The sequence below is a fragment of the Streptococcus oralis subsp. dentisani genome (assembly GCF_002860905.1).
Classification (GTDB): domain Bacteria; phylum Bacillota; class Bacilli; order Lactobacillales; family Streptococcaceae; genus Streptococcus; species Streptococcus oralis_BA.
Genome location: NZ_PKIG01000003.1, coordinates 199871 through 225356 on the forward strand (window position 1 = coordinate 199871; position 25486 = coordinate 225356).

Sequence of the window (25486 nt, forward strand, 5' to 3'; positions counted from 1 at the left end):
TAATTGAAAATTTAAGCTTTTTATGTTATAATGATAGCGATTAAATTCGAGGTGAAAAATGGCACATTTATTAGAAAAAACAAGAAAAATTACTTCTATCCTGAAGCGCTCAGAGGAGCAGTTGCAGGAAGAACTTCCCTACAATGCGATTACCCGTCAATTGGCAGATATTATTGACTGTAACGCCTGTATCGTCAATAGCAAGGGACGTCTCCTTGGTTATTTCATGCGTTACAAAACCAATACAGATCGTGTAGAGCAGTTCTTCCAAACTAAGATTTTCCCAGATGACTATATTCAAGGTGCGAATATGATCTACGATACAGAAGCCAATCTGACAGTTGATCATGATTTGAGTATTTTCCCTGTGGAAAGTCGTGCCGACTTTCCAGATGGTTTGACGACTATTGCACCGATTCATGTATCAGGGATTCGTCTTGGTTCTTTGATTATTTGGCGCAATGATAAAAAATTCGAAGACGAGGACTTGATTCTTGTTGAGATTGCGAGTACCGTTGTTGGGATTCAACTTCTCAACTTCCAGCGTGAGGAAGATGAGAAAAATATCCGTCGCCGTACTGCTGTTACCATGGCGGTTAATACCCTTTCTTACTCCGAACTCCGTGCTGTTTCAGCAATTTTAGGGGAATTAAATGGAAATGAAGGGCAGTTGACTGCGTCTGTGATTGCAGACCGTATCGGAATCACCCGTTCTGTGATTGTCAATGCCCTTCGTAAACTTGAGTCTGCAGGGATTATTGAAAGTCGCTCACTTGGAATGAAGGGAACCTATCTTAAGGTCTTGATTTCAGATATTTTTGAAGAAGTGAAGAAAAGAGATTACTAATGGCAAAGGCTTTAATTTCGATTGATTATACAGAAGATTTTGTTGCAGATAGTGGAAAATTGACAGCAGGCGCTCCAGCTCAGGCAATTTCAGATGCCATTGGCAAGGTGACTCGACTAGCTTTTGAACGCGGAGATTACATCTTCTTTACCATCGATGCTCATGAAGAAAACGATTGTTTCCATCCAGAAAGCAAGCTATTTCCTCCTCATAATTTGATTGGGACTAGTGGACGCAATTTATACGGAGATTTGGGTACATTTTATCAAGAGCATGGTTCAGACAGTCGTGTCTTTTGGATGGATAAACGCCATTACTCAGCTTTTTCAGGGACTGACCTGGATATCCGCTTGAGAGAGCGTCGCGTGTCTACAGTTATCTTAACAGGAGTTTTGACCGATATCTGTGTCCTACATACAGCTATAGATGCCTATAATCTAGGATATGATATCGAGATTGTTCAACCAGCCGTTGCTTCTATCTGGCCTGAAAATCATCAATTTGCTCTAGGCCATTTCAAAAATACACTTGGAGCTAAGTTAGTAGATGAAAAGCTAAATGAACTTTCAGAGTAATTTAGTTGATGAAATGAAAAAAATTTGAAAAAAGTGTTGACAAGCATCCTAAAAGTTGATATACTAGTAAAGTAATCGATGCGGGGATGGCGGAATTGGCAGACGCGCAGGACTAAGGATCCTGTGACCGCTTTAGGTCGTGAGGGTTCAAGTCCCTCTCTCCGCATAGGATAAGAGTTAGCTTAGGCTAGCTCTTTTGTTTTCATCTAATTCAAGTAGAGCAAAAAAATTTTTGCTCTTTTTTTGCATTTCATAAACATTTCATATTTGGATTTTATAATAGTCTTACAAATATGGAGGTGACAAATGAATCCAATCCAAAGAGCTTGGGCTTATGTCAGCAGAAAACGACTGAGAAGTTTTATTTTATTTCTGATTTTATTGGTCCTATTGGCTGGAATTTCAGCCTGTTTGACTCTGATGAAGTCCAACAAAACAGTGGAAACCAATCTTTATAAATCACTCAATACATCTTTTTCTATTAAGAAGATAGAAAATGGTCAGACTTTCAAGCTGTCGGACTTAGCATCTGTAAGCAAGATTAAGGGACTGGAAAATGTCTCTCCTGAACTCGAGACGGTCGCAAAATTAAAAGACAAGGAAGCGGTGAGTGGAGAGCAGAGCGTGGAGCGTGATGATTTGTCAGCTGCAGACAAAAACTTGGTTAGTTTAACATCTCTTGAGGATTCATCCAAGGATGTGACCTTTACCAGTTCGGCTTTCAATCTAAAAGAAGGGCGACACCTTCAAAAAGGGGATTCCAAGAAAATCTTGATCCACGAAGAGTTGGCCAAGAAGAACGGTCTTTCGCTTCATGACAAGCTTCGCTTGGATGCTGGACAGTCAGAATCTGGCAAAGGACAAACAGTAGAGTTTGAGATTGTTGGCATCTTTTCTGGTAAAAAACAAGAGAAATTTACAGGCTTGTCTTCTGACTTCAGTGAAAACCAAGTCTTTACAGACTATGAAAGTAGCCAAATCCTTTTGGGAAATGGTGAACCTCAAGTCAGTGCAGCTCGCTTCTATGTAGAAAATCCTAAGGAAATGGATGGACTTATGAAGCAGGTGGAAAACTTAGCCTTGGAAAGTCAAGGCTACCAAGTCGAGAAGGAAAACAAGGCTTTTGAACAAATCAAAGACTCAGTTGCTACCTTCCAAACTTTTCTGATCATCTTCCTTTATGGAATGTTGATAGCAGGAGCAGGAGCCTTGATTCTTGTCTTGTCTCTCTGGTTGAGAGAAAGAGTCTATGAAGTGGGAATTTTACTTGCACTTGGAAAAGGCAAGAGCTCGATCTTCCTACAGTTCTGTTTAGAGGTAGTTTTGGTATCTATAGGTGCTTTGCTTCCAGCATTTGTTGCAGGAAACGCCATTACATCTTATCTGCTCCAAACTGTTCTAGCCAGTGGAGATCAGGCAAGCTTACAAGATACACTAGCCAAAGCAAGCAGTTTATCAACCAGCATCTTATCTTTTGCAGAATCCTATGTTTTTCTAGTTCTGCTTAGTTGCTTATCTGTAGCCCTTTGTTTCCTATTCTTATTTAGAAAATCGCCGAAAGAAATTTTATCATCTATTAGTTAAGAAGGAGAAATCATGACTTTATTACAATTACAAGATGTTACCTACCGTTATAAGAACACTGCTGAAGCAGTCCTATATCAGATCAATTATAATTTTGAACCCGGGAAATTTTACAGTATTATTGGTGAGTCAGGAGCAGGAAAATCCACTCTCTTGTCCCTACTGGCTGGTCTAGATAGTCCTGTTGAAGGTTCTATCCTTTTCCAAGGAGAGGACATTCGTAAGAAGGGGTATTCCTACCATCGCATGCACCATATTTCCCTGGTCTTTCAAAATTATAACTTGATAGATTATCTTTCTCCACTGGAAAATATCCGCTTGGTCAACAAAAAGGCAAGCAAGGATACACTGCTTGAGCTTGGTTTAGATGAAAGTCAGATCAAGCGGAATGTTCTCCAGTTATCAGGTGGTCAACAACAACGTGTTGCCATTGCTCGCAGTTTGGTCTCAGAAGCTCCAGTTATTCTAGCAGATGAGCCAACAGGAAATCTAGACCCTAAAACTGCTGGAGATATTGTCGAACTGCTCAAATCACTTGCCCAGAAAACAGGTAAATGTGTCATCGTCGTAACTCACAGCAAAGAAGTGGCACAAGCGTCAGATATTACACTTGAGTTGAAGGATAAGAAACTGACTGAAACTCGCAATACTACGAAATAATATGAGCTTTTTCTGTTAGAACTATAAAATAAAACAAAATCTAGAAAGGGAACCTATGTTACACAACGCATTTGCCTATGTTACAAGGAAGTTTTTCAAATCGATTGTCATCTTCCTGATTATTCTCCTTATGGCGAGCTTGAGTTTGGTCGGCTTGTCGATCAAGGGAGCTACTGCCAAGGCTTCTCAGGAGACCTTTAAAAATATCACCAACAGCTTCTCCATGCAAATCAATCGTCGCGTCAATCAAGGAACGCCACGTGGTGCAGGTAATATCAAGGGTGAAGATATCAAAAAAATCACCGAAAACAAGGCTATTGAGTCTTATGTGAAACGCATCAATGCTATTGGAGATTTGACTGGATATGAACTCATCGAAACGCCAGAAACCAAGAAAAATCTGACACCTGACCGTGCCAAACATTTTGGAAGTAGCTTGATGATTACAGGTGTTAATGACTCCTCTAAAGAAGACAAGTTTGTCTCTGGTTCTTATAAGCTGGTCGAAGGAGAGCACCTAACAAACGACGACAAGGACAAGATCCTCCTGCACAAGGACTTGGCTGCAAAACACGGCTGGAAAGTAGGGGATAAGGTTAAACTAGACTCTAATGTCTACGATGCAGACAATGAAAAAGGGGCCAAGGAAACAGTTGAAGTGACAATCAAGGGACTCTTTGATGGCCACAATAAGTCGGCAGTCACCTACTCACAAGAACTCTACGAAAATACTGCTATCACAGACATCCATACGGCTGCTAAACTTTATGGATACACAGAAGACACGGCCATTTATGGGGACGCAACCTTCTTTGTAACAGCAGACAAGAACTTGGATGATGTCATGAAAGAGTTGAATGGCATCAGTGGTATCAACTGGAAGAGCTATACACTGGTGAAGAGCTCCTCAAACTACCCAGCTCTTGAGCAATCCATCTCTGGTATGTACAAGATGGCCAACCTCCTCTTCTGGGGCAGCTTGAGCTTCTCAGTTCTTCTCCTTGCCCTCTTACTCAGCCTATGGATCAACGCTCGACGCAAGGAAGTGGGAATCCTGCTCTCTATTGGTCTCAAGCAGGCAAGTATCTTGGGTCAATTCATTACCGAATCCATCTTGATTGCCATTCCTGCTCTTGTTTCTGCTTACTTCTTAGCTACTTACACAGCGCGTGCAATCGGAAACACTGTTCTTGCCAATGTTACTTCAGGTGTTGCTAAGCAAGCCAGCAAGGCAGCTCAAGCCTCTAACCTTGGTGGTGGTGCAGAAGTAGATGGCTTTAGCAAGACCTTGTCGAGCCTAGATATTTCTATTCAGACATCAGACTTTATCATCGTCTTTGTCCTAGCCTTGGTTCTAGTGGTTCTCGTTATGGCGCTTGCTTCAAGCAATCTCCTTAGAAAACAACCAAAAGAGCTCTTGCTCGATAGTGAATAAAAAACTTGCTACCTATTCTCCCCTAAATGGGGTATAATATAGGTAGCATTTTTATCTATTTTGCCTTGATAGGAAGAGGTTTTATCAAGGCAAAATAGAAAGATTAACAAGAAATTTAAAGGAATGTGAAACGTTTTTCTATGAAAATTTTAATTGTAGAAGATGAAGAGATGATCCGTGAGGGGATCAGTGATTATTTGACGGATTGTGGTTATGAAACTATTGAGGCAGCGGACGGTCAGGAAGCTCTGGAGCAATTTTCTAGCTATGAGGTAGCCCTGGTTTTACTGGATATCCAGATGCCCAAGCTCAACGGCCTAGAAGTCCTAGCTGAGATTCGTAAAACCAGTCAGGTTCCTGTATTGATGCTGACTGCCTTTCAGGATGAGGAATACAAGATGAGTGCCTTTGCCTCTCTGGCAGATGGCTATCTGGAAAAACCATTCTCCCTTTCTCTCTTAAAAGTGAGGGTAGATGCGATTTTCAAACGCTATTATGATACAGGACGAATCTTCTCCTATAAAGATGCCAGGGTGGATTTTGAGAGTTACAGTGCCAGCCTAGCAGGTGAGGAAGTAGCCATCAATGCTAAAGAGTTGGAAATTCTTGATTATTTGGTTAAAAATGAAGGAAGGGCCTTGACTCGTTCTCAGATAATCGATGCTGTCTGGAAGGTGACAGATGAGGTTCCTTTTGACCGTGTCATTGATGTCTATATCAAGGAATTGCGGAAAAAGCTGGACTTGGACTGCATCCTCACTGTGCGCAATGTTGGTTATAAATTGGAGCGAAAATGAAACGAACAGGTTTATTTACAAAGATATTTATCTATACCTTCTCGATTTTTAGTGTTCTGGTAATTTGCCTTCATTTAGCCATTTATTTTCTCTTTCCTTCGACTTATCTGAGTCATCGTCAGGAAACCATTGGCCAGAAAGCGACAGCCATTGCCCAGTCCCTTGACGGAAAGGATAGGCAGAGTATCGAGCAAGTCTTAGACTTGTATTCCCAGACCAGTGAGATCAAGGGGACAGTAAAGGGAGAGATGACTGAGGACAAGTTAGAAGTCAAGGACAGTCTTCCTCTGGATACGGACCGTCAGACAACCTCTCTTTTTATCGAGGAGCGCGAGGTGACAACGCAGGACGGTGGTACCATGACTCTCCAGTTTTTAGCGTCCATGGATTTGCAAAAGGAAGCAGAGCAAATCAGTCTTCAATTTCTACCCTATACCTTGCTGGCGTCCTTTCTGATTTCCCTCTTGGTAGCCTATATCTACGCTAGGACCATTGTTGCTCCGATTTTGGAAATCAAGCGAGTGACCCGTCGGATGATGGATTTGGATGCCCAAGTGCGATTACGTGTGGATTCTAAGGATGAGATTGGTGATCTCAAGGAACAAATCAATAGCCTTTACCAGCATCTTTTGACTGTTATTGCGGACTTGCATGACAAGAATGAAGCTATTCTTCAACTGGAGAAGATGAAGGTCGAATTCCTACGAGGGGCTTCTCATGAATTGAAAACACCTCTGGCTAGTTTGAAAATCCTGATCGAAAACATGAAAGAAAATGTCGGGCGTTATAAGGATAGAGACCACTATCTGGGAGTTGCCTTAGGAATTGTGGATGAGCTCAATCACCACGTTCTCCAGATACTTTCTCTCTCGTCTGTACAGGAATTACGAGATGATAGGGAACAAATTGACTTACACCAGATGACGCAAAGTCTGGTTAAGGATTATGTCTTGCTCGCCAAGGAGAGAGGGCTCCAGATAGACAATAGTTTGACCCATCAGCAGGCTTATCTAAACCCATCAGTTATGAAGTTGATCCTATCTAATCTCATCAGCAATGCCATCAAGCACTCTACTCTAGGTGGCTTGGTCCGCATCGGGGAGAGAGAAGGAGAACTCTTTATCGAGAATAGCTGTAGCCCAGAAGAACAAGAAAAACTAGCCCAGTCTTTTTCTGACAATGCTAGTCGCAAGGCCAAAGGGTCTGGGATGGGGCTCTTTGTGGTTAAGAGTTTATTAGAACATGAAAAATTACCTTATCGTTTTGAGGTGCAGGAGAATTGTTTGACCTTCTTCATAGCTTTTCCAAAAGTCGCCCAAGACTAGGGAGAGAAAGGGTTTACATAGATGAAGCTAGAAGAAATTCAATCGAAACTACGGGAAAAACTAGATTTTTTTGTCAAAAAGTGATAAAATGAACAATGTAAATGGGATGTCCCATAAAAATATACAGGAGGCCTGATAAAATGGCAATCGTTTCAGCAGAAAAATTTGTCCAAGCAGCTCGTGACAACGGTTATGCAGTTGGTGGATTTAACACAAACAACCTTGAGTGGACTCAAGCTATCTTGCGCGCAGCAGAAGCTAAAAAAGCTCCAGTTTTGATCCAAACTTCAATGGGTGCTGCTAAATACATGGGTGGTTACAAAGTTGCTCGCAACTTGATCGCTAACCTTGTTGAATCAATGGGTATCACTGTACCAGTAGCTATCCACCTTGACCACGGTCACTACGAAGATGCACTTGAGTGTATCGAAGTTGGTTACACTTCAATCATGTTTGACGGTTCACACCTTCCAGTTGAAGAAAACCTTAAATTGGCTAAAGAAGTTGTTGAGAAAGCACACGCTAAAGGTATCTCAGTAGAAGCTGAAGTTGGTACTATCGGTGGTGAAGAAGACGGAATCATCGGTAAAGGTGAATTGGCTCCAATCGAAGACGCTAAAGCAATGGTTGAAACTGGAATTGACTTCTTGGCAGCTGGTATCGGTAACATCCACGGTCCTTACCCAGCAAACTGGGAAGGTCTTGACCTTGATCACTTGCAAAAATTGACAGAAGCTCTTCCTGGATTCCCGATCGTATTGCACGGTGGATCAGGTATTCCTGATGAGCAAATCCAAGCAGCTATCAAACTTGGTGTTGCCAAAGTTAACGTTAACACTGAATGCCAAATCGCATTCGCTAACGCAACTCGTAAATTTGCTCGTGACTACGAAGCAAACGAAGCAGAATACGACAAGAAGAAACTCTTCGACCCACGTAAATTCTTGGCTGATGGTGTAAAAGCTATCCAAGCATCAGTTGAAGAACGTATCGACGTATTCGGTTCAGAAGGTAAAGCATAAGAAGCTTGTAAAAGCTTGATATAAAAAGGTTTATCCGATTTGGATAAACTTTTTTCTTTGTTTTTCCACAAATTTGCCACACTTATATAGTTAACGAATCTAAAACAGGAATGATTAGTTCTTTTGTTTTTTGTGTAACGTGCAAATAGATATCTGTAACACTACTTCCTCTTGTGTGTCCTACACGATTTTGAATTGCTTCGAAAAATGTCAGAACAGGTCTCTATTCGTCTTAGACGATCAGGTAAGAAAACAACTGTTGTCTCAACTCAGCTATTCCAAACAGGAAAATAAAAAATCAATCAACACACAAAAAAAGAACGAAGCAACTAATCATACGGACACGCTAACTAATGTAGTTTTACAGTTATTTCATCAGAAATACAGTTCAGGTGCTGTAAGGAACGTTGCCGTCAACTATTCGGGTCTAGTGTATGAATCGTTTGGACTAGTTTCTTTATTTGATGATGTTGAAAAAATAGAAAAAGAAGAAAGGCTCCAATCAGCGATTGACAGCATACGAGATCAGTTTGGGTTCACTTCACTTTTAAAAGCCAATGCGCTTGAGTCAGCATCAAGAAGTATCGCTAGAAGTAAACTAATCGGAGGTCATTCTGCTGGTGGACTAGATGGTTTAAAATAATTGATCGTTCCTATTTGCCCTATCAGTCTACCCGAGAATATCAAGACTCAGGTATGCAAAAGTGGGTGGGCTTCTTTTTATCTGAACATACCACATCACTAGGGGAAGAGAAATATCGTGTCGATCTAACTAGTGACTTGAACAGAACAGAAAAATTATTGTTACTTTCTCAGGTTTATGTTGGGAATTTAAAGGGTCGCTTTATAGTCAAACAAAAAACTCAAAAAGTAACTTTGATTGGTGAAGTGAGAGAAATTTCAGCAAAAGAAGTATCCATCAAGACCTATGAAGGATACCGATTGATTCAAGTGGAAGACTTCTTGAGCATACAGTTATTAGAAGAGGTTACCTATGAGTAGAAAAGAACTCTATGAGAATAAATTACAGATGGACTATTTCTCAGACAACTATATTCGATTTGAAGAAGACTTCCAGAAGTATTCTTCAAAGGATGTTCCATTAACTTTTCTAGTTGATGACATCCTTAGAACAATGGCAATGAATCAGAAAAACTACTTCAAGTTGAATAAAGAGAACGCCGAGGATGGTAGGGATCATTATTTTTATTTTGAAGTTAGTGAAAGTCAATTAATAAGAAAATTAAGTATATAAATATGCAAAGAAAGTAGCAAATTTTCAAGTAATTTGCTACTTTCTTTGATATAATGGGAGATGATAAACTTAAGGAAGTGAAAAAATATGGCAAACGAAGCAACAGCAACTGACCAATACGTCAGAAGAGAGATAGAAAAATTTGGTATCCGCTATGATGAGCAAGGTTCTTCTCATCCAGAAATTGCTAAAGCGCTAAAAGGAGCTAGCAAACAAGGTAAATCTGGAATTGGAAAGCCTGAATTTGTTATGCAGATCTCAGATTACCTTATTGTGATTGAAGATAAAAGGGACAATGATAAACTTATTAATCTTTCCGGGGATGGTTCTATTGCTAAAGATATTCCATCATTGTCAGGTTTTGCTGTAAATGGTGCTGTACACTACGCAAACCATATCGTAACGAAAACAAGCTCTTTTGATGAAGTAATCGCAATAGGTATTACTGGGGATGAGGAATTTCATAGCATTCAACCTGTATTAGTTTCTATCACTGAAGAAGGAATTACTGAAAAAAAACTTCCAAAGTTAACTGATCTTCAGGAACTTCATCCAAACAATATAAATGAATGGTATTCAGTAAATGTACTTGAAGAATATTCTATTGAGCAAAAACGTATTTTTGAATTGCAAAATGTTTCAAAAGAATTACATGAAGATTTACGAAACTACGCTTCGCTCGAAGGTGAGAATAAAGCAACAGTAATTTCTGCAATTCTTTTAGCCCTTAATGAAGAAGATTTTGATATCAAAAAATTAACAGGTAATAAGTATCCTAGAAAAACTGATGGTAGAGAGGATACAACAAGACCAGTAATTGATAATGATGGAATGAGAATTCTAAAAGCAGTTAAAGATTACATTGCATCTGAAGGTGTTTTGCCAGAAGACAAGGTCAATATTCTTCTCAATAAGTTCTCGTTTTTAGAAACGAATGTCCGGCTGAATGAAAAAAACGAGACATTAGGAGTTACACCGCTTCATTATTTTACTAAAAAATTACAAGATAAAGTTATCCATCACTTTAAACAAAATACAGATTACGATATTTTGGGTAATTTCTATGGTGAGTTTGTGAAATATGGTGGAAGTGATGGGAACGGTCTTGGAATTGTTTTGACACCTCACCATATTACGACGCTTATGACGGAATTAATTGATGTGTTACCGACTGATTATGTATTGGATCCTGCTTGCGGTAGTGGTGCTTTTTTGATTTCTGCAATGAATAGAATGACTAAGCTAGCAAAAGATGAGGACGAAATCAAACATATTAAACAGCATCAACTACTGGGGATAGAGTTGCAGGAAAAGATGTTCACCGTAGCGACAACGAACATGATTTTACGAGGGGATGGCAAAAGTAATCTACAGTTAAACGATATGTTTTCTGTTACCGGTGAAGAGATCCAAAAGCAGAGAGTAAATAAAATCTTGTTTAATCCCCCGTATTCCCAAGGGAAAACAGATAAAACTCTAACAGAAATTAATTTTATTCGTCATGCGCTAGATATGCTGGTAACTGGGGGGAAACTAGCGGTGATTGTCCCTCAATCAACTATGGTTGGTAAATCTAAGGAAGAAAAGGAATATAAGAAAAGAATTCTTGAAAAACATACTTTAGATATGGTAATTACTGTAAATAAAAATACTTTCCATGGTGTGGGGACTAATCCTGTTATCGCAATTTTTGAGGCGGGTAAACCACATGATATTGAACGAAAAAAAGTTAAGTTTATAAACTTTGAAGATGATGGATTTGTAGTGAGAAAACACATAGGTCTGATTGATGACGATTCGGCCAAGGAGAAAAGATGCTTCCTCTTTGATGTAATCAATGGTAACGAGGAGGATTATACGACTGAGTTTATGGTAAAATCAACAATCCAAGCAGAGGATGAATGGTTACATAGTTTCTATTATTTTAACGATGAAATTCCAAGTGATGAGGAATTTGAAAAAACCATTGCAGATTATCTGAGTTTCCAATTTGATATGTATACCCATGGTAGAGGCTATTTATTTGAAGAGGTACAGGATGAAGAATAGAAAATGGAAAGAGTTTAGACTCGCAGAGTTATTCCAAGTAAAACGTGGCAAACGTCTTGTCGAAAGTAGTCGTATTGCGGGAATGCGCCCATTTATAACAGCAGGTTTTCATAACAGTGGAATTGCTAGTTTTATTGCAAATAGTGAGCAGGAAATTTTTCCTAAAAACACAATCACGATTGATATGTTTGCAAATGCATTTTACCGTAATTATTCCTATAGTGCAGATGATAATATTCTAGTGTTAATTAATGATGATATTTCAGAAAACTGTAAATTATTTATTACTTCAGTTTTTGATAATGCAAATCAATTTGGTTATGGAAAACAGTATAGACTAGGAAATTTTAAAAGGCAGAAGATTATGCTTCCTGTTACAAATTACGGGACGCCTGATTGGGCATTTATGGAAGAATATGTTCAAATCAAATATAATCAAATTAAGGACACCTATAAGTTTCCTGAACAACATAAAATATCAGATTTTAGAGAATTAGACGAAGTCGAGTGGGGAGAGTTTTTAATATCGGACTATTTCGATGTTAATAAAGAAAGAGGAAGTGAAAGCAACATGGATTCTTTGGCAAAAGGCAACTTACCTTTAATTTCTGCTAGAAAATTTGGAAATGGTCTAAAGGGATTCGTTGAAACTGAACCACGAAAAATTAAATCATCAAATGTGATAACTTGGAATAAAGATGGTGATGGTGGAGCAGGATTAGCCTACTATCAAGAATTTAAGTTTGCAGTTGATTCACATGTGTTTGTACTATATGCAAAATTTCCAGCCAATAAATACAATCAGTTATTTATTGTTACTTTACTTTCTAAATATAAGGAAGTTTTTAATCATGGTAGAGCAAATTCTTTATCAAGGTATAAAGCTGAAAAAATAATGTTACCAAGTAAAGATGGCTTACCTGATTTTGTTTTCATGGAACAATACATGAAGCGACTCGAAAATAGAATTATAAAGAACTGGAGATTAAACTAATGGTTTTAATTGAAAGTTCACAAAAGACGGTTGAGGAACTACTAACCTCCTTCACAAATAGTAAGACTCTGGAAGTGCCGCTATATCAGAGAGAGTATTCGTGGGAGGAAAAAAACTGGGAAGAATTTTACAATGACTTTTTACGTGCATATGAAAGAAAAAACTCAACAGATTATTGGGGTAACATATTAATTTATGATAATGGAAGCAGTTACGAAGTTGTTGATGGTCAACAAAGAATAATAACCTTCATTGTTTTTATTCACAGTTTAGGGAAAAAAATTAATAATAATGGAAAAATTCCTTTAAAATTCAAAAATTCTGAGTTAAATAGAGTTTGGGAAAGTTTATTTGATGTGGAAGATAATGGAGTTCCTAAGGAGCTTCATGAACGAAGAGGTAATAATTTTTATCGAGCATTTAGATTCTTCCAACGAAAATTGGCTTCTGAATCAAAACATATGAAGACTCGGTATTTTAATTTCTTAATGCAAACTCAGTTTTCTATAGTTACTTCACAAGACGAAGTTGAGAGTTATTTACTATTTGGTAGATTAAATACAAGAGGGATAAGGCTCACAGATATTGATTTAATTAAATACGAAATTTTTCAGAAGACAGAAAGAACCATGGGTGTCGCAGGTGGTGATTCTGTCTTGGATAAGTGGAATGAAATTCATAGGCAATTAGAAGTTTGTAAGATGAATTTTACGAGATATTTCACAGCGTGGTTTGAAGTTAAGTATAATTTTAGTTCAGAAAATTTATATCAAAATTTTTGCGACATGATAGATGAATCGGATTACCTCAGAATACTGGATGGGTTACTGTATACAGCAAAAAATATTTCTAAACTTATTCTAGATAATACTGGGTCACCGAATAGAATAAAAAGAAACTTAGAGTATCTGATAAAAATATCGAACTCCTCCAAGATATATAATGTAATCATTTCTATAGTAGATATATCATTCGATAGTAAAATTAGGCTCTTTGAAATACTTTCAGTGTATGAATTTGTACGCGCTATTACACCACCTCCAGATACTATGGCTTCTCGTATTGATGGTTGGACACGTCCAGGGATAAGCTATACATATGAGGAAATTGAGGAAGCATATTCTGAGTTTGCATCTAAAATGGCCACACTTGCAACTAATTCAGTAGCAGCGCAAATCAGAACAGATATAGTTATTTTAAAAAATAAATTAAATATAAAATTACCTAGCAGGGAAGACTTTATTGATTTCTTTTCAAAATTGAGATATGCACGTAATGGAATTTATTTCGATAGAAAAAATGAAGAGATTATGTACTCTAGATATGCGATTTATACGTTAAATAATTGGTTAGAAGTGAGACGTCCCACTCAAGGAGAGGAATATAGAGTCTATGATGAACCAGAATATAGTATAGAACATATCATTGAGAAATCATTGGGTAATGAACCAGAAGCATATCAATTCAACATAGGAAATTTAGTAGTACTTGAAAAAGTTATTAATAATAGATTAAAAGGAGAATGTGATTTATCGAAAAAATTCATAGAGTATCAAAGCTCGAACTATCAACAAATAAAAGAATTTCTCAATAAGGAACATAGAAATTTTGATAATCGTTATAGGGCACAGAATGATATTGAATGGGAGATAGATAATTTTTCTGAACAAGCTATTTATCGTAGGGGAAGATATTTAGCGATATGTTTCTATGAAAAAGTAATAGGTTTATTGACTTAGGATTTATAAGTGAGGATGTAGAGAATTAATATTTTTTTCGGGAAAATACTTATTTTTCGGAAAAAAGAACGGTATATATTGTGGTAAAATCCACTGATTTATCACTTGACCCTTCTATTAATAAGTTGTACACTGTAATTATATATCACCGAGTAGAGGTTTATTTGGATGAAGAGAAATATGGATTTATGTCGCTTGATACTTTTTAAAATTGAGGATGAGTATAAATCAACTGCGTTGTCTAATTTACAAATTGACGGATATGACATAGAGATAATAGCCTACCATTGTGACTTGTTGTTTGAAGCAGGTTTGATAAAAAGTTATAAACCCACATATGCTAGTGATAAAATCTATTTTTTTAGTGTTGGCGCTTTGACTTGGGAGGGGCATGATTTTCTAGATAAAATAAGAGAAAATACTATGTGGAATAGGACTAAGAATAGGATCAAAGAAAATGCCTTGCCTATGACTTTGGAAGTAATTAAAACTATAGCAACTAGTCTTATAAATGATCAGCTAAGTGTATATTTAAATGATTCTTTATCTTTATAAGAATAATAAATTATCCAAATTTTTATAAGTAACTCAATTTTTTGAAATTAATAAGCAATCAAAGTCTTTTAAATGTTTATATAAATCTATTTTAGAATTTGTTAAACAAAAACTTTATCAAATCAGATTTTATAATTTGTGCCAAGTTCAACTTAAAATTTTGTCCCCCATTTTGCCATATATTCTTAAGAACTTAAGGGAACAATGAGTATTATCCAAATATAGTGTGGGTGGATGAATGTATAAATATGGTCCTTTTTAATGTATTAGGAAGTATAGTAAATAGATGCTTTATGTTCAGAAGGTAAAGCTTAATCTAGCTGAACAATACATACAGAACCTGCCCATTGGGTGGGTTTTTTGTGTGGTTTAAGGAAACGATTAAACTAGAATTTTTGAATAAAAGTATTATTCTAAGAGAAAAATCTCTAATTTCATAAAATTTAGGCAAACGCTTGCATTCTAGTTTTTATTGGATTATAATAGGTTGGTATAAAGCTTTCTGTAATAATATTGAGAAGGTGTAGAAAGTAAGGATTTAGAATATTTGTAGTCAAAAATACAATGTTGCTATTCCTTACATAGGGAGATAGATATGGCAATGATAGAAGTGGAACATCTTCAGAAAAATTTTGTGAAGACAGTTAAGGAACCGGGATTGAAGGGGGCTTTGCGTTCCTTTATTCATCCTGAAAAGCAGACCTTTGAAGCGGTCAAGGATTTGACTTTTGAAGTTCCAAAAGGGCAGATTTTAGGATTTATCGGGGCAAATGGTGCTGGAAAGTCGACAACCATCAAAATGCTGACAGGGATTTTAAAGCCGACATCTGGCTATTGTCGGATTAATGGCAAGATTCCGCAGGACAATCGCCAAGATTATGTCAAGGATATTGGGGTTGTTTTTGGACAACGCACCCAGCTATGGTGGGATTTGGCTCTACAAGAGACCTACACGGTCTTGAAGGAGATTTACGATGTGCCAGACTCTCTCTTTCATAAGCGTATGGACTTTTTAAATGAAGTCTTGGATTTGAAAGACTTTATCAAGGATCCTGTGCGAACTCTTTCATTGGGACAGCGCATGCGGGCGGATATTGCGGCTTCCTTGCTTCACAATCCCAAGGTTCTCTTTTTAGATGAGCCTACCATTGGTTTGGACGTTTCGGTCAAGGATAACATTCGTCGGGCCATTACCCAAATCAATCAGGAGGAAGAGACAACTATTCTTTTGACCACTCACGACCTGAGCGATATTGAGCAACTCTGTGATCGGATTTTTATGATTGACAAGGGGCAGGAAATTTTTGATGGGACGGTTAGCCAGCTCAAGGAGACCTTTGGTAAGATGAAGACACTCTCCTTTGAACTGCTACCAGGTCAAAGTCATATCGTTTCTCACTATGAAGGTTTTTCGGATATGACAATTGACATACAAGGAAATAGTCTCAACATTGAATTCGATAGTTCTCGCTACCAGTCAGCTGATATTATCAAGCAAACCCTGTCTGATTTTGAAATCCGCGATTTGAAGATGGTGGATACGGATATCGAGGATATTATCCGTCGCTTCTATCGAAAGGAGCTCTAAGATGGTCAAATTGTGGAGACGTTATAAACCCTTTATCAATGCAGGTGTTCAGGAATTAATCACCTATAGAGTCAACTTTATTCTCTATCGGATAGGCGATGTCATGGGGGCTTTTGTGGCTTTTTATCTTTGGAAGGCTGTCTTTGATTCCTCACAAGAGTCTTTGATTCAGGGCTTCAGTATGGCAGATATCACCCTCTACATCATCATGAGTTTTGTGACCAATCTTCTGACTAGGTCTGATAGCTCCTTTATGATTGGGGAGGAGGTCAAGGATGGTTCCATTATCATGCGTTTGTTGAGACCAGTGCATTTTGCGGCTTCTTATCTGTTCACCGAGCTTGGTTCCAAGTGGTTGATTTTTATCAGTGTCGGACTTCCATTTTTAAGTGTCATTGTTTTGATGAAAATCTTATCTGGGCAAGGGATTGTAGAGGTGCTGGGATTAACTGCCCTTTATCTCTTTAGCCTAATGCTGGCCTATCTGATTAACTTTTTCTTTAATATCTGTTTTGGTTTTTCAGCCTTTGTGTTTAAAAATCTTTGGGGTTCCAATCTACTCAAGACTTCCATAGTGGCCTTTATGTCTGGCAGTTTGATTCCCTTGGCCTTCTTTCCAAAGGTGGTTTCAGATATTCTGTCCTTCTTGCCTTTTTCATCCTTGATTTACACTCCGGTCATGATCATTGTTGGGAAATACGATGCCAGTCAGATGATTCAGGCGCTCGCTTTACAGTTTTTCTGGCTCTTAGTGATGGTGGGCTTGTCTCAGTTGATTTGGAAACGGGTCCAGTCTTTTATCACCATTCAAGGAGGTTAGTATGAAAAAATATCAACGCATGCATCTGATTTTTATCAGACAGTACATCAAACAAATCATGGAATACAAGGTGGATTTTGTGGTTGGTGTCTTGGGAGTCTTTCTGACTCAAGGCCTGAACCTCTTATTTCTCAATGTCATCTTTCAACATATTCCATCCCTAGAAGGTTGGACCTTTCAAGAAATTGCCTTTATTTATGGATTTTCCTTGATTCCTAAGGGCTTTGACCATCTCTTTTTTGACAATCTTTGGGCTCTGGGACAGCGCTTGGTGCGAAAAGGAGAATTTGATAAGTACCTGACGCGTCCTATCAATCCCCTCTTCCACATCCTAGTCGAGACCTTTCAGATTGATGCCTTGGGCGAACTATTGGTCGGTGGAATTTTACTAGCGACAACGGTGGCTAGCATTGCCTGGACTCTTCCAAAATTCTTGCTTTTCCTAGTCTGCATTCCTTTTGCGACCTTGATTTATACTTCCTTGAAAATTGCGACAGCCAGCATCGCTTTTTGGACCAAGCAGTCAGGGGCTATGATTTACATTTTTTATATGTTTAATGATTTTGCCAAGTACCCGATTTCCATTTACAATTCAGCTCTTCGTTGGTTGATTAGCTTTATCGTGCCTTTTGCCTTTACGGCTTACTATCCTGCCAGCTATTTCTTGCAGGACAAGGATGTAATCTTTAACATCGGAGGTTTGATGTTGATTTCCCTGATCTTCTTTGTCATTTCCCTGAAACTTTGGGATAGGGGCTTAGATGCCTACGAAAGTGCGGGTTCGTAAATAATAGAATATCAAAGCCTTGTCTCAGGACAGGCTTTTTCTAATAGAGATAAAAATTCTCTGACATTTATTCTCAGAGTGCTATATTGTAAGCGTAATCACCGATTTGGCTTATACTCTTCGAAAGTCTCTTCAAACCACGTCAGCTTCCATCTGCAACCTCAAAACAGTGTTTTGAGCTGACTTCGTCAGTTCTATCTACAACCTAAAAGCAGTTGCTTTTAGCAACCTGCGACTAGTTTCCTAGTTTGTTCTTTGATTTTCGTTGAGTATTAGTTGCTAGAGCAAGACGCTCGTAAAGCCTAGGTCACAGGTGAACATATGACTGAGGTTTTGAAAAAAATTTTGATATGTAGAAAATAACCGTTAAGTCTAGTTCTTATCGGTTATTTACTTTGTTTAATAGTATTGTTATTGCATCAATCATGTCTGTTTTTGTGATTCTAGTAGTGGTTCAACTTGATTGCTACTATTTTTGATGGTGTGAGTGTGCTTATAATGTATCCCCGTTAAGTACGAAACTTTTTATTATTTTTAACATATGTTAAAAATAAAATTAATAGACCTTAATTTTTCTTGACTTAAATTTTTTTAATTGATATACTATTTTTCAGAGAGCTAACAATTATATATAAATGTACTACTCTATTTCCTAGATAATACTTAGTAAAACTGTTTATAACAAAGGCTAGCAAAGTTAAAGTTTTTATCTATTGGAATTTAAATAAATATGTAAGGAATTAAAATGAAAAAAAGTACAGTATTGTCACTAACCACAGCTGCAGTTATTTTAGCAGCATATGTCCCTAATGAGGTAGTTTTAGCAGACACATCTAGCTCTGAAGATACTTTAACTATCTCTGATAAAGAAAAAGTAGTAGATAAACAAAAAGAAAACAAAGAAAAACTTGAAGATATTCATAATACTATAGAAACTTCAAAGGATACTGAAGAGAAGAAAACAACGGTTATTGAGGAAAAAGAAGTTGTTAGTAAAGAATCTGTGATAGATAACAAAACTAGCAATGAAGAAGAAAAAATCAAAGAAGATTCCAATCAATCCAAAGAAGATAAAGTGGACTCGTCTGCAAGTAAAGACCCAGAAAGTCCCCAAAAAGAGGATAAACTTGTCTATATTGCTGAATTTAAAGATAAAGAATCTGGAGAAAAAGCAATCAAGGAATTATCCAATCTTAAGGATACAAAAGTTTTATATACTTATGATACGATTTTTAATGGTGTTGCAATAGAAACAACTCCAGATAATCTGGACAAAATTAAACTAATAGAAGGTATCTCATCGGTTGAACGATCACAAAAAGTCCAGCCAATGATGAATCATGCTAGGAAGGAAATTGGAGTTGAAGAGGCAATTGATTACCTAAAGTCTATCAATGCTCCATTTGGTAAAAATTTTGATGGTAGAGGTATGGTCATTTCAAATATCGATACCGGGACAGATTATAGGCACAAGGCTATGAGGATTGATGATGATGCTAAAGGTTCAATGAGATTCAAAAAAGAAGACTTAAAAGGTACTGATAAAAATTTCTGGTTGAGTGATAAAATCCCTCATGCTTTCAATTATTATAATGGTGGTAAAATCACTGTAGAAAAAGCTGATGATGGAAGCGATTATTTTGATCCACATGGAATGCATATTGCAGGGATTCTTGCGGGAAATGATACTGAAAAAGATATTAAAAACTTTAACGGAATAGATGGAATTGCTCCTAATGCACAGATCTTCTCTTATAAAATGTACTCTGACGCAGGATCTGGCTTCGCAGGAGATGAAACAATGTTTCATGCTATTGAAGATTCGATCAAACACAATGTCGATGTTGTTTCGGTATCATCAGGCTTTACAGGAACAGGTCTTGTAGGTGAGAAATATTGGGAAGCTATTAGAGCGTTAAGAAAAGCAGGCATTCCAATGGTTGTAGCTACGGGTAACTATGCGACTTCTGCTTCAAGTTCTTCATGGGATTTAGTGGCAAATAATAATCTGAAAATGACAGATACTGGAAATGTAACGCGAACTGCAGCACATGAAGATGCGATAGCGGTCGCTTCTGCTAAAAATCAGACAGTTGAGTTTGATAAAGTCAACATAGGTGGAGAAAATTTTAAATACAGAAATATAGGGGCCTTTTTCGATAAGAATAAAATCACAACAAATGAAGACGGTTCAAAAGCTCCTAGTAAATTAAACTTTGTATATATAGGCAAAGGTCAAGACAAAGATTTGATAGGATTGGATCTTAAGGGCAAAATTGCAGTAATGGATCGAATTTATACCAAGGATTTAAAAGATGCTTTTAAAAGAGCAACGGATAAGGGCGCACGCGCCATTATGGTTGTAAATACTGTCAATTACTACAATAGAGATAATTGGACAGAGCTCCCAGCTATGGGATATGAGGAGGATGAAGGAACTACTAGTCAAGTATTTTCAATTTCAGGAGATGATGGTGTAAAGTTATGGAACATGATTAACCCTGATAAAAAAACTGAAGTTAAAAGAAATAGTAAGGAAGATTTCAAAGATAAATTGGATCAATACTATCCAATTGATATGGCAAGCTATAATTCTAATAAACCGAATGTAGGTGACGAAAAAGAGATTGACTTTAAGTTTGCACCTGACACAGACAAAGAATTGTATAAAGAAGATATCATAGTTCCAGCAGGATCCACATCTTGGGGACCGAGAACAGATTTGCTTTTAAAGCCTGATGTCTCAGCACCAGGTAAAAATATTAAATCCACTCTCAATGTCATTAATGGGAAATCAACTTATGGTTATATGTCAGGGACTAGTATGGCAACTCCAATCGTGGCAGCTTCTACTGTTTTGATTAGACCGAAGTTAAAGGAAATGCTTGAAAGACCTGTATTGAAAAATCTTAAGGGAGATGACAAAATAGACCTTACAAGTCTTACAAAAATAGCCCTACAAAATACTGCACGGCCTATGATGGATGCGACTTCTTGGAAAGAAAAAAGCCAATACTTTGCATCACCTAGACAACAGGGAGCAGGGCTAATTAATGTGGCCAATGCTTTGAGAAATGAAGTTGTAGCTACTTTTAAAAACACGGATTCTAAAGGTTTGGTAAACTCTTATGGTTCTATTTCTCTTAAAGAAATAAAAGGAGATAAAAAATACTTTACAATTAAGCTTCACAATACATCAAACAGACCTTTAACCTTTAAAGTTTCAGCATCAGCGATAACTACAGATGCTCTAACTGATAGACTAAAACTGGATGAAACATATAAAGACGAAAAATCTCCAGATGGGAAGCAAATTGTTCCAGAAATCCACCCAGAAAAAGTCAAAGGAGCAAATATCACATTTGAGCATGATACTTTTACCATAGGAGCAAATTCTAGCTTTGATTTAAATGCGGTTATAAACGTTGGGGAAGCAAAAAACAAAAATAAATTCGTAGAATCATTTATTCATTTTGAATCAGTGGAAGAAATGGAAGCTCTAAACTCCAATGGTAAGAAAACAAATTTCCAACCTTCTTTATCGATGCCTCTAATGGGATTTGCTGGGGATTGGAATAAGGAACCAATCCTTGATAAATGGGCCTGGGAAGAAGGTTCAAAATCAAAAACAATGGAAGGTTATGATGATGATGGTAAACCAAAAATTCCAGGAACCTTAAATAAGGGAATTGGTGGAGAACATGGTATAGATAAATTTAATCCAGCAGGAGTTATACAAAATAGAAAAGATAAAAATACAACATCCCTAGATCAAAATCCAGAATTATTTGCTTTCAATAACGAAGGGATCAACGCACCATCATCAAGTGGTTCTAATATTGCTAAAATTTATCCTTTAGATTCAAATGGAAATCCTCAAGATGCTCAACTTGAGAGAGGATTAACACCTTCTCCACTTGTATTAAGAAGTGCAGAAGAAGGATTAATTTCAATAGTAAATACAAATAAAGAGGGAGAAAATCAAAGAGACTTAAAAGTCATTTCGAGAGAACACTTTATTAAAGGAATTTTAAACTCTAAGAGAAATGATGCAAAGGGAATCAAATCTTCTAAACTAAAAGTTTGGGGTGACTTGAAGTGGGATGGACTCATCTATAACCCTAGAGGTCGAGAAGAAAATGCACCAGAAAGTAAGGATAACCAAGATCCTGCTACTAAGATAAGAGGTCAATTTGAACCGATTGCGGAAGGTCAATATTTCTATAAATTTAAATATAGATTAACTAAAGATTACCCATGGCAGGTTTCCTATATTCCTGTAAAAATTGATAACACAGCCCCTAAGATTGTTTCGGTTGATTTTTCAAATCCTGAAAAAATTAAGCTGATTACAAAGGATACTTATCACAAGGTAAAAGATCAATACAAGAATGAAACTCTATTTGCGAGAGATCAAAAAGAACATCCTGAAAAATTTGACGAGATTGCAAACGAAGTTTGGTATGCTGGCGCCGCTCTGGTTAATGAAGATGGAGAGGTTGAGAAAAATCTTGAAGTAACTTACGCAGGTGAGGGTCAAGGAAGGAATAGGAAACTTGACAAAGACGGAAATACCATTTATGAAATTAATGGTGCAGGAGATTTAAGAGGAAAAATCATTGAAGTCATTGCACTAGATGGCTCTAGCAATTTCACAAAGATTCATAGAATTAAATTTGCTGATCATGCTGATGAAAAGGGGATGGTTTCCTATTATCTAGTAGATCCTGATCAAGATTCATCTAAATACCAAAAGCTTGGCGAGATTGCTGAATCTAAATTTAAAAATTTAGGAAATGTTATAGACGATAGTCTTAAAAAAGATACAACTGAAGTAGAACATCATCAAGAAAATGAAGAATCTATAGAAGAAAAATCTAGTTTGACTATTCATAAAACTATTTCAACAATTAGAGAGTTTGAAAGTAAAGACTTGAAGAAACTCATTAAAAAGAAATTTAGAGAAGTTGATGACTTTACAAGTGAAACTGGTAAGAGGACAGAAGAATACGATTATAAATACGATGATAAGGGAAATATCATTGCTTATGACGATGGTAGCGCCTTAGAATATGAAACTGAAAAACTTGACGAAATCAAATCAAAAATTTATGGTGTTCTAAGCCCGTCTAAAGATGGACACTTTGAAATTCTTGGAAAGATAAGTAATGTTTCTAAAAATGCCAAGGTATATTATGGTAATAAATATAAATCGATAGAAATCAAAACGACCAAGTATGATTCCCACTCAAAAACGATGACATTTGATTTATACGCTAATATTAATGATATTGTGGATGGATTAGCTTTTTCAGGCGATATGAGATTCTTTGTTAAAGATGATGATCAGATAAAAGCTGAAACTAAAATTAGAATGCCTGAAAAAAATAAGGAAACTAAAACAGAATATCCCTATGCATCAAGTTATGGGAATGTAATAGAATTAGGAGAAGGAGATCTTTCAAAAAACAAACCAAACAATTTAACGGACATGGAATCTGGTAAAATCTATTCTGATTCAGAAAAACAACAATATCTGTTAAAAGATAACATTATTCTAAGAAAAGGCTATGCACTAAAAGTGACTACCTATAATCCTGGAAAAACGGATATGTTAGAAGGAAATGGAGTCTATAACAAGGAAGATATAGCAAAAATCCAAAAGACCAATCCTAATCTAAGAGTCCTTTCAGAAAAAATAATTTATGCTGATAGTAGAAATGTTGAAGATGGAAGAAGTACTCAATCCGTATTAATGTCGGCTTTAGACGGCTTTAACATTGTAAAATATCAAGTGTTTACCTTTAAAATGAACGATAAAGGGGAGGCAATCGATAAAGATGGAAATCTTGTAACAGATCCTTCTAAACTGGTATTATTTGGTAAGGATGGTAAAGAGTACACTGGAGAGGATAAGTCCAATGTAGAAGCTATAAAAGAAGATGGCTCTACGTTATTTATTGATGCAAAACCAGTAAACCTTTCAATGGACAAGAACTACTTTAATCCATCTAAATCTAATAAAATTTATGTACGAAATCCAGAATTTTATTTAAGAGGTAAGATTTCTGATAAGGGTGGTTTTAACTGGGAGTTGCGAGTTAATGAATCGGTTGTAGATAATTATTTAATCTACGGAGATTTACACATTGATAACACTAGAGATTTTAACATTAAGCTTAATGTTAAAGACGGTGATATCATGGACTGGGGAATGAAAGACTATAAAGCAAACGGATTCCCAGATAAGGTAACAGATATGGATGGAAATGTTTATCTTCAAACTGGCTATAGCGATTTGAATGCGAAAGCGGTTGGAGTACACTATCAATTTTTATATGATAATGTTAAACCAGAAGTAAACATTGATCCTAAGGGAAATACTAGTATTGAATATGCTAAGGGAAAATCTGTAGTCTTTAATATCAATGATAAAAGAAATAATGGATTCGATGGTGAGATTCAAGACAAACATATTTATGTAAATGGAAAAGAATACAAATCATTTGATGATATTAAACAACTAACAGATAAGACACTAAACATTAAGATTGTTGTAAAAGATTTTGCAAGAAATACAACCGTAAAAGAATTCATTTTAAACAAAGATACGGGAGAGGTAAGCGAATTAAAACCTCATACGGTGACTGTGACCATTCAAAATGGAAAAGAAATGAGTTCTAAGATAGTGTCGGAAGAAGATTTCATTTTACCTGTCTATAAGGGGGAATTAGAAAAAGGCTATCAATTTGATGGCTGGGAAATTGCTGGTGTCGAAGGGAAAAAAGATGCTGGTTATGTTATTAATCTATCAAAAGATACCTTTATAAAACCTGTATTCAAGAAAATAGAGGAGAAAAAGGAGGAGGAAAATAAACCTACTTTTGATGTATCCAAAAAGAAAGATAAGATGCAAGCAAATCATAATCAATTAGATGAAAGTCACAGAAAAGAGGATTTACAAAGAGAAAATCATTCACACAAATCTGATTCAACTAAAGATGTTAAAACTACAGTTCCTGTACAAGTAAATTATAGTCAATTAGATGAAAGTCAAAGATCTGATTCAACTGAGGATGTCAAAGTTATAGTTCCTGATGAAAATGATAAAAACTTTGAAAATAAGAAGGAAGTTTATCTTAATGAACCAGAGAACATAGATAATAAACATACCAATATTGATAGTAAATCAACTACTAACAATGATAGGTTGCCAAAAACCGGAACAGTTAGCGAAGTCTTCACGTCATTAGTTGCCGGAATAATGTTTACCGTAGGTGCATTTCTTGGATTGAAGAAAAAAGATCAAGATGAAGACAAAAGCTATAGATGAAAAAATGGTTTATGTACTGAGATAGTATGATGATGAAACCATTTTGTAAAAATAGCTATTTATAACTCAACTATTTAGTTTACTTTACTATTGATACTCTTTTTTGATTTATTAATAGACT

At 36.6% G+C, this 25486-nt stretch carries 18 protein-coding genes, 1 tRNA gene and 1 pseudogene; all 20 read left to right on the forward strand.

Annotated elements, in window-relative coordinates; genetic code table 11:
- Nucleotides 1–58 precede the first annotated feature (58 nt).
- Complete coding sequence (codY, locus tag CYK16_RS06575) at nt 59–847, forward strand: GTP-sensing pleiotropic transcriptional regulator CodY (protein ID WP_000940738.1); 789 nt, start codon at nt 59–61, stop codon at nt 845–847.
- Nucleotides 847–1422, forward strand: a complete 576-nt coding sequence (locus tag CYK16_RS06580) for a cysteine hydrolase family protein (RefSeq protein WP_101776800.1) — start codon at nt 847–849, stop codon at nt 1420–1422. Before codY ends, CYK16_RS06580 begins: the two co-directional genes overlap by 1 nt.
- An 80-nt stretch (nt 1423–1502) precedes the next feature.
- Nucleotides 1503–1588: transfer RNA gene (locus CYK16_RS06585), tRNA-Leu, on the forward strand.
- A gap of 140 nt (nt 1589–1728) precedes the next feature.
- Complete coding sequence (locus CYK16_RS06590) at nt 1729–3006, forward strand: ABC transporter permease (RefSeq protein WP_020900887.1); 1278 nt, start codon at nt 1729–1731, stop codon at nt 3004–3006.
- Nucleotides 3007–3018: 12 nt separating this feature from the next.
- Complete coding sequence (gene vex2 / locus CYK16_RS06595) at nt 3019–3666, forward strand: ABC transporter ATP-binding subunit Vex2 (protein ID WP_000173751.1); 648 nt, start codon at nt 3019–3021, stop codon at nt 3664–3666.
- A gap of 55 nt (nt 3667–3721) precedes the next feature.
- Nucleotides 3722–5101: an ABC transporter permease subunit Vex3 gene (gene vex3, locus CYK16_RS06600; protein WP_000902998.1), complete on the forward strand. Its 1380-nt coding sequence runs from the start codon at nt 3722–3724 to the stop codon at nt 5099–5101.
- A gap of 140 nt (nt 5102–5241) precedes the next feature.
- On the forward strand, nt 5242–5898 hold the full coding sequence (gene vncR / locus CYK16_RS06605) for a response regulator transcription factor VncR (RefSeq protein WP_000697944.1): 657 nt from the start codon (nt 5242–5244) through the stop codon (nt 5896–5898).
- Nucleotides 5895–7223, forward strand: coding sequence for a sensor histidine kinase VncS (gene vncS, locus CYK16_RS06610; RefSeq protein ID WP_101776801.1), 1329 nt, complete (start codon nt 5895–5897; stop codon nt 7221–7223). Before vncR ends, vncS begins: the two co-directional genes overlap by 4 nt.
- 140 nt (nt 7224–7363) lie before the next feature.
- A complete protein-coding gene (locus tag CYK16_RS06615) occupies nt 7364–8245 on the forward strand; it encodes a class II fructose-bisphosphate aldolase (protein ID WP_001019001.1) in 882 nt (293 codons plus the stop codon).
- Between the two features lie 195 nt (nt 8246–8440).
- Nucleotides 8441–8888, forward strand: a pseudogene (locus tag CYK16_RS06620) (DinB/UmuC family translesion DNA polymerase); the annotation flags it as partial.
- Nucleotides 8885–9247 (forward strand): hypothetical protein, encoded by a 363-nt coding sequence (locus tag CYK16_RS06625; protein WP_101776802.1) that lies wholly within the window; start codon nt 8885–8887, stop codon nt 9245–9247. The pseudogene CYK16_RS06620 and the gene CYK16_RS06625, both read left to right, overlap by 4 nt.
- Nucleotides 9240–9500, forward strand: a complete 261-nt coding sequence (locus CYK16_RS06630) for a DUF5960 family protein (RefSeq protein WP_101776803.1) — start codon at nt 9240–9242, stop codon at nt 9498–9500. Before CYK16_RS06625 ends, CYK16_RS06630 begins: the two co-directional genes overlap by 8 nt.
- 87 nt (nt 9501–9587) lie before the next feature.
- Complete coding sequence (locus tag CYK16_RS06635) at nt 9588–11549, forward strand: HsdM family class I SAM-dependent methyltransferase (protein ID WP_101776804.1); 1962 nt, start codon at nt 9588–9590, stop codon at nt 11547–11549.
- Nucleotides 11539–12543 carry a restriction endonuclease subunit S gene (locus CYK16_RS06640; protein ID WP_180948752.1) on the forward strand — a complete coding sequence of 335 codons (1005 nt, stop codon included), beginning with the start codon at nt 11539–11541 and terminating at the stop codon, nt 12541–12543. Before CYK16_RS06635 ends, CYK16_RS06640 begins: the two co-directional genes overlap by 11 nt.
- Nucleotides 12543–14282, forward strand: a complete 1740-nt coding sequence (locus CYK16_RS06645) for a DUF262 domain-containing protein (protein ID WP_101776806.1) — start codon at nt 12543–12545, stop codon at nt 14280–14282. The genes CYK16_RS06640 and CYK16_RS06645 overlap by 1 nt, the downstream gene beginning before the upstream one ends.
- A 168-nt stretch (nt 14283–14450) precedes the next feature.
- Nucleotides 14451–14837 (forward strand): DUF2513 domain-containing protein, encoded by a 387-nt coding sequence (locus tag CYK16_RS06650; RefSeq protein WP_257960388.1) that lies wholly within the window; start codon nt 14451–14453, stop codon nt 14835–14837.
- 595 nt (nt 14838–15432) lie between these two features.
- Nucleotides 15433–16425 (forward strand): ABC transporter ATP-binding protein, encoded by a 993-nt coding sequence (locus CYK16_RS06660; RefSeq protein WP_101776809.1) that lies wholly within the window; start codon nt 15433–15435, stop codon nt 16423–16425.
- A 1-nt stretch (nt 16426) separates the two neighbouring features.
- On the forward strand, nt 16427–17245 hold the full coding sequence (locus CYK16_RS06665) for an ABC transporter permease (protein ID WP_101776810.1): 819 nt from the start codon (nt 16427–16429) through the stop codon (nt 17243–17245).
- A gap of 1 nt (nt 17246) precedes the next feature.
- Nucleotides 17247–18032: an ABC transporter permease gene (locus CYK16_RS06670; protein ID WP_000760717.1), complete on the forward strand. Its 786-nt coding sequence runs from the start codon at nt 17247–17249 to the stop codon at nt 18030–18032.
- 745 nt (nt 18033–18777) lie between these two features.
- Entirely contained in the window at nt 18778–25365 is a 6588-nt protein-coding gene (locus tag CYK16_RS06675) for a S8 family serine peptidase (RefSeq protein ID WP_101776811.1), read from the forward strand.
- The last annotated feature ends 121 nt before the right edge of the window (nt 25366–25486 follow it).